A 12,483-nucleotide genomic window follows, 5' to 3' on the forward strand; every position below is an offset into this window, starting at 1 on the left:
CAGCGGGAGACTACTTCTCGGTCTTGGCGCTTTTGAGCAGGTACTCGAAGGCGGAGAGGCCGGCTTTGGCGCCTTCGCCCATGGAGACTACGATTTGCTTATAGGGCACGGTGGTGACGTCGCCGGCGGCGAAGAGACCGCTTTGGTTGGTTTCGCAGCGGGTGTTGATTTCGATCTCGCCGTACTTGTTGGTGGCGACCACGTCCTTGGCGAAAGCGCTGTTGGGGGCGAGGCCGATCTGCACGAAGACGCCGTCGGTCGGGTATTCGCTGGTTTCGCCGTTGGCGCGATCCTTGAGGATGATGGAGGTGACCTTCTTGCCGTCGGACTCGATCTTTTCGGTTGCGGTGCCGGTGATGACGGTGGCGTTTGCGGTACCCTGTAGTTGGTCGACCAATACCTTGTCCGCTTTGAGCGTATCCAGAAATTCCACTACGGTTACGCTCTTGACGATGCCGGAAAGGTCGAGAGCAGCTTCGACACCGGAGTTGCCGCCGCCGACTACCACTACGTCCTTGCCCTTGAAGAAAGGACCGTCGCAGTGCGGGCAGTAGGCGACGCCTTTGCCCACGTTTTCCTTTTCGCCAGGCACGCCCAGCTCGCGCCACTTGGCTCCGGTGGCGAGGATGACGGTGCGGCTGGTGATGGTTTCCTTGCTGGTCAGGCTTAGCTGCCAGTCGCCGGAGTCCTTTTTGGCTAGTCCGTTGACGCGGACTTCCTCGCGGATCTTGACTGGGTAGGCTTCGACGTGGGCCCGGAGGTTTTTGGTGAGTTCCGGTCCGGTGGTCTTGCTGATGCCGATGAGGTTTTCGATGCCCATGGTGTCGGCTACCTGGCCACCGATCTTTTCGGCGAGCATGAGGACCTTGAGGCCCTTGCGAGCGGTGTAGATCGCGGCTGCGGCTGCGGCGGGACCACCTCCCACCACGGTGACGTCGTACAGGGTGTCGTCGGCGACGGCGGCCACGGGGGCGACGGTTACGATCTTGGCCAGCTTCTCGAGAATCTCGGCGGCGTTGATTTGTCCGCTGGAGAAAGGCTTGCGGTTGAGGAAGACGGTAGGGACGCCTTGCACGTTTCGCTCTTCGGCGAATTTCTTGTGGGTGGCGCCGTCGATCATCTCGCAGGAGATGAGCGGGTTGATGATGGAAAATTGGTTGAGCGTCTGCACGACGTCCGGGCAATTGTGGCAGTCGAGGGAGACGATGACTTCGAAGCTGAGTTCGGTGTCGATGGCGGCGACTTGGCGGATGATGCTGTCGTCGAGCTTAACGGGGATGCCGCCGGCTTGCAGGAAGGCGAGCACGAAGGAGTTGAACTCGTGTCCGCCGGGAATGCCGGAGAAGCGGATGCCGGTGGGCTTGTGGTCGGCTTGGATTTCGAAGGTGAGGCCTTCGCGAACGTTGAAGCCGGTTTCGCTGTAGATGAAGTCGATCTTGTCGGACACGGAGTCGACTTGCTTGAGCATGTCCACGAGTTCGGGGCGCTTGGAGTGCTTGCCGTCGAAGAGCTTGATTTGCACCGATCGCGTGAGCTTCTCGGAGTAGGCTTTGAGAGTGTCGATAATTTGCGGAGTGAGCTTCATTTTATGGGCCTTCGATAGTTAGGCGGTAGGCTGTAGCTGTGGTCTGCGGCGTGCCGCGAGCGGCAGCCCTGCAGGAAAGGGTCGAAAAAAATCCCCCTCGCGTGGAGGCGAAGGGGACTGTTTGAAAGACTGGATACGGCTTAGATCTTGCCGACGAGGTCGAGGCTCGGCGTGAGGGTCTCTTCGCCTGGCTCCCACTTGGCTGGGCAAACTTGGCCGTCGTTGTTGGCGACGTACTGGGCTGCCTTAACCTTGCGGACGAGATCCTTGGCGGAGCGGCCGATGCCGAGGTCGTGAACTTCGGCTACCTTGATCTGTCCTTCTGGGTTCACTACGAAAGTGCCGCGCAGGGCGAGGCCTTCTTCTTCGATCATGACGTCGAAGCCGCGTGTGAGGGCGCCGGTTGGGTCGCCGATCATTGGGAACTTGATCTTGTTGATGGTCTCGGACGCGTCGTGCCAAGCCTTGTGGACGAAGTGCGTGTCAGTGGAAACCGAATACACCTCTACGCCTGCCGCTTGCAGTTCTTCGTAGTGGTCAGCGAGGTCGCCGAGCTCGGTTGGGCAGACGAAGGTGAAGTCCGCTGGGTAGAAGCAGAATACTGCCCACTTGCCCTTCACGTCATCGGAGGAGACGGTAATGAACTCTCCGTTGTGGAAAGCTTGCGCTGTGAATTCAGGAATAGTGCTGTTGATTTTTGCCATAAATTGGAAGCAGAGGTGAAGCCTCTGACGGGTTTTGTCACGCCCGATTTTTCGGAGCGTTTCCTTTGTTACGGGCGGCATCCTAGCATGCGAGGGAAGATAGTTGAAATATATAATAGATATGGTTTCGATAAGCTAGATTTATGGAATTGCAGCAGTTGAGGTATTTCACGTCGGTGGCGAGGCATCGAAATTTCACGCGGGCAGCGGAGGAGTGTCGGGTGTCTCAGCCGGCTTTGAGCATTCAGATAAAGAAGCTGGAGGCGGAGTTGGGCGGTCCCTTGTTTCATCGGCAGGGGCGGACCATCGCCTTGACGAACGTGGGCAAGCAGTTGGAGGGCAAGGCGGAGTCGCTGCTGCGGCTGCACCGGAGCACTTTGGACGAGATGAAGGACGCGGTGGTGTCGGGGGGAGAGGCCCATTTCGGGGCGACGCTTACGATCGCTCCCTATTTGGTGCCGTACGTGGTGAGCCATGCCAGCAAGTCCGACATTCCGCCCTTCACGATGCAGGAGAATTTCACGGAAGGCTTGCTGGCCAGCATATTGGACGGAAGCCTCGACTTCGCTTTGATGTCGACGCCGGTGGAGGAGCCTCGGCTGCTGGTGAAGGTCATCGCGCGGGAGCCCTTCGTGCTGGTGTTGCCCAAGGGGCATGCGTTGACGAAGAAGCGGCGAATTTCGTCGGCGGACGTGCAGAAGGAGCCGTTCCTGCCTTTGAGCCAAATCCATTGCGCGGGGCGTCAGATCAACGAGTTTATCCAAGAAGCGGATACGCGGCCGAAAGCGATGTTCGAAAGCGCCCAGATCGACACCATCCTGAAACTAGTAAATAGCGGGCAGGGCGTTTCTTTGCTGCCGAAGATGGCGGTGCTCGGTTCGCTGAGCGAGGGGCTTTGCTATCGGGAGATTTCCGACGCCAAGCTCGGTCGCGACATTTCGATGGTGCACCATCCCGACCGCTATTTGAGCGAAGCGGTGCGCAAGCTGATGAAGCTGCTGGAGGGCTGCATAAACGATTTCGTGAAGGAAGGCTGAGCTCGACAGGGCGCGGCTTCGTCACCACGTTTCCGCCATCAAAAAGAAATCAGACAATTCCGAGGCGGGCGGCGAGCCTGCGCGTTTCATTTCCGAGGAGCTCGACGGAGCTCGCTTGGACAAGACGGTGAAGCAGCACTTCGACTTGCCCTGGGGCAAGGCTAGGGCCTGGATCGATACCGGCAAGGTCTTCATTGACGGAAATTGCGTGTCCGACCAGGCCTTTGCGGTGAAGGCGGGCACTCGCATCGAGCTGCGCATGAGCCAGCCTAAGAAGCGTCCAGAGCCGAAGCTCGATCCCGAGGCGGTGGTGTATTTCGACGCGGATTTGATCGTGGTGAACAAGGCGTCCGGCGTGATGACGGTGCCGCATCCCGAGAGCGACGAGGAAGAGACGCTGGATCGCCTCGCCTTGGACTACCTGCGGGCTAAGGATCCGAAGGCGGCAAGCAATCGAGCGAGCTTGGGCGTGGTGCATCGCATCGACAAGGATACCAGCGGCTTGGTGGTTTTCGCTCGGACTTATGCGGCCTTGAAGGCGCTTTCGGAGCAATTCCGGGCTCACTCCATAGAGCGTCGCTATTTGGCGATCGTTCACGGTCGTCCTAAGAACCAGACCATCGAGACGCGGATCGCTCGGGATGCGGGCGACGGTCTGCGCGGTTCGGTTCCGGAGGGAACCGTGAACAAGGTGGGCGAGGAATTGGGCCGGCGGGCGGTGACGCATGTGGAGCTGGTGGAGAAGCTGGCTGGGGCGGCATTGGTTTCGTGTCGCATCGAGACCGGCCGGACGCACCAGATCCGCATCCACCTGAGCGAAATCGGGCATCCCATCGTGGGGGAGAAGGTTTACGTTCGCAGCTTTGCGGGGGAAGCGATTCCTGCTTGGCGCACGATGTTGCACGCGGAGCAGCTCGGCTTCATCCATCCCGGCACGGGAAAGCCGGTCGCTTGGAGCGAGCCGGCGCCTAAGGATTTTCAGAAGGTGTACAAGTCACTGAAAATCAAGGAATCCTGATATTTGGTAAAAAACGAGGGCGCCGCGCGATTTAGCTCGCTGTTGCCCATTAAATCGCCGTTGTGAGTGTCCTTGTTTAGGGGACTCCGCCTTTTATAGGAGTTCCGAGGTGTTTTTCCGGTTTGGCGTCGCTGTTCGAATTACCCTTTTTCGAATACAGTGATGCTCAAAATATAAGTTATGGAAATATACGTTGGAAACATCTCCTTCGACGCCTCTGAAGGCGATTTGCAAGACGCATTCGAAGAATTCGGTGCAGTCTCCCAGCTCAAGATCATCACTGATCGTGAAACTGGACGTTCGCGCGGTTTCGCGTTTGTGACAATGGATAATGCTGAAGAAGCGAAGGCCGCAATTGAAGGCCTGAACGGTCGCGATATCGCGGGTCGTGAGCTTTCTGTCCGCGAAGCAACTCCTCGCGCTCCTCGCAGCGGCGGTGGCGGCTTCGGCGGCGGCGGTCGTGGCCATGGTGGCGGCGGCGGTTACGGCGGCGGTGGCCGCGGTGGCAATGGTGGCGGCGGCTACGGTGGCGGAGGTCGCGGTGGCGATCGTCGCGGCGGTGGCGGTTACGGCCGTGGACGCTAAGCTCTAAGCGAGCCCAGCAAAAGACTTTCGAAGACTCCGTTCCTGATAGGGCGGAGTCTTTTTCATGGGCGGATGGAGCGGAGCGAGGCCTGTACTATGCTGCCGCTGGGAATGGGGCAGATTCCGACCTCGCTGGCTGGAGCGCGGCGTTACGGTATCCTTACTCGCAATACAGTTTGCGCAAGGTCCCGATAAGGGTGGCGATTTCCGGGGAATCCAGCCGGTAGTAGATCGCTTGCTGGTCGCGTCGCGTGGACACAAGGTTTAGTTCACGCAGCTTGGCGAGATGCTGTGAGAGGGCGGATTGGCTCAGGTCTACCTCGACGCAGAGTTCGCTCACGTTGACCTCTCCTTCGCCGAGGCGACAGAGGATGGCGAGTCGCTTGGGATTGGCCATGGCCTTTAGCGTACCTACTGCCTGCATCAGCGAAGCTATTTCTTTTTCCGTCGGCATGATTTCTTGAGTCATTTGGCTTAGGTTCCCTCCTGTTGGATGCAAGTAAATATTAGTGAACGCTAAAGTAAAGCTTGCAGTATTAGAAGAAACTAAATTAGAAGAGGCTTATGAATATTGATCGTATTGTTTTCGCATTTGCAGGGGCCATGATCCTTTTGGGGGTAGCTCTGGGAATATGGGTTCATCAGCTGTGGTTTATCCTGCCAGCCTTCGTGGGGCTGAACATGTTCCAAGCTGCGTTTACGCGCTTTTGTCCTTTGGCCACTGTTCTTAAGAGGGTTGGAATGAAGAGCGGCTGTGCCTTCGAATAGAGTGGGGACCGGTAAAGAAGATGCTGCGTTATCTCATCGCGATCGGATTTGGGCTACTGCTGGGTGCAGTCATGGGCTATTTCGGCCAATGCAGCTCTGGGGCTTGCCCGCTGACTTCGACTTGGTGGCGCGGGGCCCTCTATGGAGGTATCATAGGACTCCTTTACGCTTTGGGAAGCGCGAGCAACTAAATTGCCATGAAACAGAAGATAGTTAGAATGATTGTCGGCTTTTGCCTTTTGTATGCAGGGGGTGTGGGGCTTCAGGCGGAGACATGGACGTTGGAGTCGGCTATCGAAGCGGCTTTGGAGAACAGTCCAGATGCGCAGGTAGCTCAGTCCCGTATCGATGGTGCGGAAGCCATGCTGGAAGAAGCTCGATCGTATGGGATGCCGCAATTGTCTTTGATCGGCAGTTATACGCAAACGGACAGTCCGATGATGGCTTTTGGTTCGATTCTGGGTCAGCGAGCCTTCGACTTCAGCCTTGATTTCAACAATCCCGGTACGGTCGACAATCTCAATGCGACCGCAGCGGTTGGCGTGAATCTCTATGCAGGAGGTCAGGTTGCTGCTGGGAAGCGAGCTGCGACGGCGGGTGTCAATGCGGCCATGCACGAGGAGGAGGCAACACGTCAGCAACTGGTCGCCCAAACCGTGAAGGCTTACCTCGACATTCGCAAGGCGACTGAAGCGGTCAAGGCCGTGGAAGCGGGAAAGAAGGCTTATGAGGCAGCCGTATTCAATGCCCGACTACGTTTTGAAGCGGGCCAGGTCCTGAAGTCCGACCTGTTGAGCCTAGAAGTACAGCTCGCCCAAACCAAGGAGCAATTGGCGGAAGCCCGGCACTATAAACATCTCGCGGAACGCGGTTTTGCGTTTGTGCTGGGTTTGCCAGCTACCGTGACGCAGGTCGAATTGGCGGAAGACGATGGAGCCTGGGACCGTATACGTGAACCTGATACGCTCGACTATTCGGCGCGTCCGGAATTGAGCGCTTTGCGCGAGCGCGAGAAGGCGGCGGAGGAGATGAGGATGATCGCATCAGGCGGGCGCAAGCCCAAGGTGGTGGGCTTCGCCAGCTACCAGTACGACCAAGGCTGGGAAACGGATAATGGGGCAGACTCCTGGTTGGCCGGGGTCGCGGTGAACCTTGACCTCTTCAATGGGGGCAAAACGGCATCCAAGGTCAAGCAAGCCGAAGCGAGTCTCGCTGCGTTGCGGCAGCATTTGCGCAAAGCGGAGCTGGGAATTGGTTTGGAAGTGGAGCGGGCTCGTTTGGCGGTGGAGCTCGCCAAGGATAGGGTCGCGGTTACGGAGCTCTCGCTGGCCCAAGCGGAGGAAAGCGCCTCGCTCAGTCGGTCGCGTTTCGAAGCGGGCGCGCTCTTAACGGCGGAGTTGATCGGCGTGGAAGGGCGCTTGATGGAGGCGCGCATGCGCAGGGCCGTGGCGCTAGCCGATTTGAAGTTAGCTATAGCTGAGCTTCGTCGCGCTGTAGGGATATTTCCGATACAGAAATAGAAATTAGAGGAGGATACTTTCTAAGATGAAGATGAAGTCGATTCAGGGATTACTTTTGAGAGCAAGCGTACCAGCCTTGCTCGTATTGTCGGGGTGCGCCAAGCAGGCAAACGTAACGAATGAGGCGCGCGCCGCATCGCTTCCCTCGGCGCTGGTCGAAACGGTTGTTGCCGCGGGCGCAGGATTGCCGGTACGCATTGAAGTCACGGGAGTGGTGCAGGCGAGCGATCGTGCGACGATCGCTCCGAAGGTTATGGGCACGATTCGCTCCATTCCGGTTGATCTCGGTCAGACCGTGAAGAAAGGGGATCTGCTGGTTAAGATAGAGGCGGCGGAAATTTCCGCCAAAGTCCTTCAAGCCGAGGCGCAGCTGACTCAGGCGAACCGTGATTTGGCCCGCGAAAAGTCATTGTTGGAAAAAGGCGCCAGTACCGAGGAGATCGTAGATAACCTTACGGATCGGGTAGCGATTATGGAGGCGTTGGTACAGGAAGCTCGAGTAATGTTTGGTTATACTGATTTGCGGGCGCCGTTCGACGGATCTGTTTCGCGCATCTATTCAGGGGAGGGAAGTTTGTCGGCTCCAGGAATGCCACTGCTTGAGCTGCAAGGGCGAGAAGGCTTCGAAGTGGAGGCTTCCATACCGGAATCGTTGGTGGGCGATTTGGAGATCGGAGCAGCGTATAGCGTAGAGCTTCCGTCCAGCGAAGGACGGTTCGAGGCCTTGTTGAAGGAGGTTTCGTCGGGGTTCGACGTTTCGAGCCGCACGGTAGCTGTCCGTTTTTCCTTGCCTAGCGGCGCGCCGGCTCGAGCCGGACAATTTGCCAAGATTCAAGTCCTGGGGGCGTCGCGAGATGCGATTGTTGTACCGGAGGCGGCGGTTTCTCGGATTGGCCAAATGGAGCGTCTTTTCGTGGTCCGAGGTGGTGTGGCGGAGCTACGGCTGGTGAAGACTGGAGTTCGTTTCGACGGGAAAGTCGAGATCGTAGCAGGGCTCGACGCGGGAGAGCCGGTGGTGGTGAAGAGCGAGGTCGCTTTAGTGGAAGGCCAGGCGCTGACCCTCGTTCGCTAGTTTAACTGTTTCAAAAGATGGATACCAAGAAGTACGGGTTTGCTGGCAAGTTGGCAGCGATGTTTATCGAGTCGAAGCTTACGCCCTTAGCGGTAGTGGCTTCCTTGCTGCTGGGCGTATTTGCCGTTCTGATGCTCCCGCGCGAAGAAGAGCCGCAGATTAAGGTGCCGATGATTGATGTGATGGTTGGTATGCCGGGAGCTAGCCCTGCGGAAGTGGAAAACCGCGTGACGCGGCCTATGGAGCAGCTCCTCTGGGAGATTCCCGATGTGGAGTACCTGTACTCCACTTCAAGTCCAGGTGGGGCTATGGTGATTGTACGCTTCAAGGTGGGGACAGACCTGGAGGCGGCTCTTGTTCGTTTGAACCAGAAGCTGCAGACGAATTTCGATCGTATCCCTCAAGGGGTAACGCCTCCTCTGGTAAAGCCGCGGGGAATCGACGACGTTCCGGTCCTAGCATTGACCTTTCACAGCAAGGCTTATGACCACTTGACGCTGCGCCGCGTGGCAGCCCAGGTTATGGATGAGGTTAAGCCGATTTCCGAAGTGGCCGAAACGACCTTGATAGGCGGCGCGAAGCGCCAAGTTCGCGTGCAGCTCGACCTCCAGGCTCTGGCGTCCCGAAACCTCTCCGCGAGCTATCTCGTTCCGATGCTGCAACAAGCCAACGTGCAATCGCATGCGGGATCTTTGGCGAGCGCCAACACGGAAACGCTCCTGCAGACTGGAAGCTTTTTCGAGGACGCGGAAGACGTGGGACGGGTGGTCGTTGGAGTTTGGCAGGGTACTCCCATTTATTTGCGCGACGTTGCTACCATTGTGGATGCAGCGGAGGAGCCTAGCAATTACGTGATCTACGGATCTGGCGACGGCCTTGAGGAAGCAGCGGTTACGTTGAGTATTGCCAAGCGAGCGGGCGCGAATGCGGTCGACGTTGTGAGCGAGGTGCTCCGGAAAGTGGATACATTGAAGGGAAACCTGATTCCTGCGGACATAGAGGTGTCGGTCACCCGCGACTATGGGGCGACGGCGAGCGAGAAGTCGAACGAGCTTTTGCTTCACATGGGGATAGCTGTTTTTGGGGTAGCGGTTTTGATTTTGATGTTCCTTGGCTGGCGAGAATCGATGGTCGTCCTGTTGGCGATACCGGTGACCTTGGGGCTCACCTTGCTCGTGTTCTACCTTTATGGATACACTTTGAATCGGATTACGCTCTTCGCCTTGATTTTCTCGATCGGCATTTTGGTCGACGACGCGATCGTGGTGGTCGAGAACGTGGTGCGGCACATGGGCTTGGCGAGCAGTCGAAAGAAGTCGTTGGTCGAGATTTCGGTGGAGGCGGTGGATGAGGTGGGCAATCCGACGATTCTCGCGACGTGGGCGGTGATCGCGGCGGTCTTGCCTATGGCGTTCGTGAGTGGCTTGATGGGGCCGTACATGCGTCCTATCCCGATCGGATCGAGCGCGGCCATGTTGTTTTCTCTCTTGGTTGCTTTCGTGGTGACGCCTTGGGCGGCTGCGAAGGCTTTGCGGAGTCACCATGGCAAGAGCGCGGCTAAGGGAAACGAGTTTGCCGACGTGGGGCCACATGCGGAAGTGGGGGACGACGATACCATGCCGGATACGTTCTTCACGCGCTTGTATGCAGGGGTGATGCGTCCATTGCTGGAGCATCGCAGCTGGCGCTGGGCGTTCTTGTTGGTGGTGGCCGGCTTGACCGTGGGGTCGATGGCCTTGGTCGGGATCGGAGCGGTGAAGGTGAAGATGCTGCCCTTCGACAATAAGTCGGAATTTCAGGTGATCATCGATACGCCCGAGGGCACTACCTTGGAGCAAAGCGCTCGCATCGCACGTGAGATGGCGGCGGCTCTCAGGAACGAGCCGGAGGTGAGGGATTATCAAATTTATGTGGGAACGGCGTCGCCGTTTAACTTCAACGGTTTAGTACGCCACTACTTCATGCGACGCGGTCCTAACGTGGCCGACATACAGGTCAACCTTCTGCCCAAGCACGAGCGGGAGGCGCAAAGCCACGACATCGCGAAACGTATTCGCCCGAAGCTTTCTACGATAGCTGAAAAATATGGTGCGTCCTTTGCGGTAGCGGAAGTGCCTCCGGGACCACCGGTACTGCAAACCTTAGTGGCTGAAATCTATGGTCCAAGTACGGGAGATCGCTTGAAGTTGGCGGAAGCGGTGAAGGCGATATTCGAAAGTACGGAAGGCGTAGTGGATGTGGATTGGTACGTGGAAGCCCAACAACCGAAGACGGTTCTGGCGCTCGACGAGGAAAAGGCTGCGTTGCATGGAATCACCGAGGCGGCGGTGGCGCGGGCGATCCAACTTGGCTCGCTTGGTTATCCTGTCGGTCTGCTGCACGACGAAGCGGAGCGCGAAGACGTGGCGATAGTTTTAGAGCTGCCTCCTGAAGATCGGGCTCGGGCGGATGACTTGCTGGCTTTGGAGTTGCGCTCGGAGATGAATCCGATGGGACCACTGGTCCCTTTGCGGGAGTTGGTGACGATCGAGGAGCGAATAGGGGAGCGGAATATTTATCACAAGAACTTGATGAACGTGACTTACGTGACCGCGGACGTGGCGGGTGCGACCGAGAGTCCGGTTTACGCGATACTTGAGATGAACGAGAAGCTGGCAAAATTGAAAGGAGCGGACTTTGGCGGGACGGAGGAAAGCGTGACGGTTTACAACGCGTCGATGCCTTTCAGCGACTTGCAACCCTCGATGAAGTGGGATGGCGAATGGCAGGTGACGATCGAAGTTTTCAGGGATCTGGGCCTGGCTTTTGGGGCGGTCTTGATCTTGATCTACATGTTGATGGTCGGCTGGTTCAAGAACTACACGACTCCCCTGATCGTTATGACGGTGATTCCGTTTTCCTTGGTGGGGATCATGCCGGCGCATTGGGGAATGGGCGCGTTTTTTTCGGCGACATCGATGATTGGGTTCATGGCTGGGGCTGGCATCGTCGTGCGCAATTCCATCATTTTGGTGGACTTTATCGAGCTGCGCTTGAGCCACGGCCGTAGCTTGGCTCAGGCTTGCGTGGAGAGCGGCGCGGTGCGGTTTCGTCCGATGATGCTGACGGCGCTCGCCGTGGTCGTGGGTGGGGTGGTGATCTTGACCGACCCAATTTTCCAAGGGTTGGCGATTTCCCTGCTCTTTGGAGCGGTGGCCTCCTTGTTGATCAGTCCGTTGGCCGTGCCCTTGATCTATTACATGGGCCACGCGAAGCGATCGCAGGCTTAGGCGCGTCGCTCGGAGGATCCAGGGACGAGGGGCGGCGAGTTGTTCTTTTTAGTACCGCTCGGAGCTTTCGTCTTCAGGTTCTGGATACTCGGGGATCTTGGGTAGGTCCTTTTTCCAGTACATCATAAGGATGAAGCCGATGAGAGCGCCGCCGATGTGGGCGGTGTGGGCGATGCCGCCGCCGAAGATGCTGAAGCCAGTAAGTTCGGAAAAGAGGTCGAAGCCGACGATGGCCGGCACAAAGAACTTGGCCTTGATGGGGACGGGCAGGAAGATGAGCATGATCTTGCCGTTGGGGAAGAGCACGGCGAAGGCGACGAGGATGCCGTAGAGGGCTCCCGAGGCTCCGAGCATGCTGCCGTAGTAGATGCTGTAGAAGGTGACGAGCTCGTCGATGGTGAGGCGTGAGCTCAGCTCGGCATTGGGGGAACGGGTGGCTAGGAAGGATTGTATCGATTCGGTGGAGACATTGTGAACGCTCAGGTAATCGATAAAGGTGCCGAATTCGTAGACGTTGACGCCTGTGTAGATAAGTCCGGCGCCTAAGCCAGCTACGAGGTAGAAGACGAGAAAGCGCTTGGTGCCCCAAACTTGTTCCAGCAGGCTACCGAAGGTGTAGACGCCGAACATGTTGAAGGCGATGTGCGTCACGTTGCCATGCATGAACATGTGGCTGAGGAATTGCCAGAGGTGGAAATCCGCTTGGTAGGGGAAGTGGAGGGCGAGCAAGGCGTCCAAGGGATTGTCCACGGCCGCGGAGTCAGGGGAAAGCATCCACTTGAGGGCGAACAAGAGGACGTTGGTGGCCAGGATGACGGCGACTGCCGGTGATTCTTTGAATAAGCGTTCGATGGGAAGGGCATGCTGCAAAGTTACGGATTTTTAAAGACGTAAATGCGCGCAGCGCGTGGGAACGCTTGGGGGC

General features: G+C 57.6%; 12 protein-coding genes. 8 read left to right on the forward strand and 4 right to left on the reverse strand.

What is annotated here, in order from left to right; all coding sequences use genetic code 11:
* Nucleotides 1-10: 10 nt before the first annotated feature.
* Entirely contained in the window at nucleotides 11-1,585 is a 1,575-nt protein-coding gene (gene ahpF, locus QEH57_RS03365) for an alkyl hydroperoxide reductase subunit F (protein WP_309005265.1), read from the reverse strand.
* Between the two features lie 140 nt (nucleotides 1,586-1,725).
* The gene (ahpC, locus tag QEH57_RS03370) at nucleotides 1,726-2,289 is read right to left on the reverse strand and encodes an alkyl hydroperoxide reductase subunit C (protein ID WP_309005266.1); all 564 of its coding nucleotides are present in this window, start codon (nucleotides 2,287-2,289) and stop codon (nucleotides 1,726-1,728) included.
* 143 nt (nucleotides 2,290-2,432) lie between these two features.
* Between ahpC and QEH57_RS03375 the strand changes: the two genes are divergently transcribed.
* From QEH57_RS03375 to QEH57_RS03385, 3 genes are all read left to right on the forward strand, one after another.
* Nucleotides 2,433-3,326 (forward strand): LysR family transcriptional regulator, encoded by an 894-nt coding sequence (locus QEH57_RS03375; protein ID WP_309005267.1) that lies wholly within the window; start codon nucleotides 2,433-2,435, stop codon nucleotides 3,324-3,326.
* An 88-nt stretch (nucleotides 3,327-3,414) separates the two neighbouring features.
* Complete coding sequence (locus tag QEH57_RS03380) at nucleotides 3,415-4,344, forward strand: RluA family pseudouridine synthase (RefSeq protein WP_309005299.1); 930 nt, start codon at nucleotides 3,415-3,417, stop codon at nucleotides 4,342-4,344.
* A gap of 180 nt (nucleotides 4,345-4,524) precedes the next feature.
* Nucleotides 4,525-4,929 (forward strand): RNA-binding protein, encoded by a 405-nt coding sequence (locus QEH57_RS03385; protein ID WP_309005268.1) that lies wholly within the window; start codon nucleotides 4,525-4,527, stop codon nucleotides 4,927-4,929.
* A gap of 160 nt (nucleotides 4,930-5,089) precedes the next feature.
* Here the strand turns inward: QEH57_RS03385 and QEH57_RS03390 are convergent, their stop codons facing one another.
* The gene (locus QEH57_RS03390) at nucleotides 5,090-5,383 is read right to left on the reverse strand and encodes a metalloregulator ArsR/SmtB family transcription factor (RefSeq protein WP_343224745.1); all 294 of its coding nucleotides are present in this window, start codon (nucleotides 5,381-5,383) and stop codon (nucleotides 5,090-5,092) included.
* Nucleotides 5,384-5,493: 110 nt separating this feature from the next.
* Here QEH57_RS03390 and QEH57_RS24925 point away from each other — a divergent pair, with 110 nt between their 5' ends.
* The 5 genes from QEH57_RS24925 to QEH57_RS03405 are packed head-to-tail and all read left to right on the forward strand — an operon-like array spanning nucleotide 5,494 to nucleotide 11,558.
* Nucleotides 5,494-5,697, forward strand: coding sequence for a DUF2892 domain-containing protein (locus tag QEH57_RS24925; RefSeq protein WP_343224740.1), 204 nt, complete (start codon nucleotides 5,494-5,496; stop codon nucleotides 5,695-5,697).
* Nucleotides 5,698-5,717: 20 nt separating this feature from the next.
* On the forward strand, nucleotides 5,718-5,888 hold the full coding sequence (locus tag QEH57_RS24930; RefSeq protein ID WP_343224741.1) for a DUF6132 family protein: 171 nt from the start codon (nucleotides 5,718-5,720) through the stop codon (nucleotides 5,886-5,888).
* Between the two features lie 6 nt (nucleotides 5,889-5,894).
* Nucleotides 5,895-7,217, forward strand: coding sequence for a TolC family protein (locus tag QEH57_RS03395; RefSeq protein ID WP_309005270.1), 1,323 nt, complete (start codon nucleotides 5,895-5,897; stop codon nucleotides 7,215-7,217).
* Nucleotides 7,218-7,242: 25 nt separating this feature from the next.
* Nucleotides 7,243-8,289 (forward strand): efflux RND transporter periplasmic adaptor subunit, encoded by a 1,047-nt coding sequence (locus QEH57_RS03400; RefSeq protein ID WP_309005271.1) that lies wholly within the window; start codon nucleotides 7,243-7,245, stop codon nucleotides 8,287-8,289.
* Nucleotides 8,290-8,306: 17 nt separating this feature from the next.
* Nucleotides 8,307-11,558 carry an efflux RND transporter permease subunit gene (locus tag QEH57_RS03405; protein WP_309005272.1) on the forward strand — a complete coding sequence of 1,084 codons (3,252 nt, stop codon included), beginning with the start codon at nucleotides 8,307-8,309 and terminating at the stop codon, nucleotides 11,556-11,558.
* Nucleotides 11,559-11,606: 48 nt separating this feature from the next.
* Here the strand turns inward: QEH57_RS03405 and QEH57_RS03410 are convergent, their stop codons facing one another.
* A complete protein-coding gene (locus QEH57_RS03410) occupies nucleotides 11,607-12,428 on the reverse strand; it encodes a rhomboid family intramembrane serine protease (RefSeq protein WP_309005273.1) in 822 nt (273 codons plus the stop codon).
* Nucleotides 12,429-12,483: the final 55 nt, after the last annotated feature.

This window comes from Pelagicoccus sp. SDUM812005 (assembly GCF_031127875.1).
Taxonomy (GTDB): domain Bacteria; phylum Verrucomicrobiota; class Verrucomicrobiia; order Opitutales; family Opitutaceae; genus Pelagicoccus.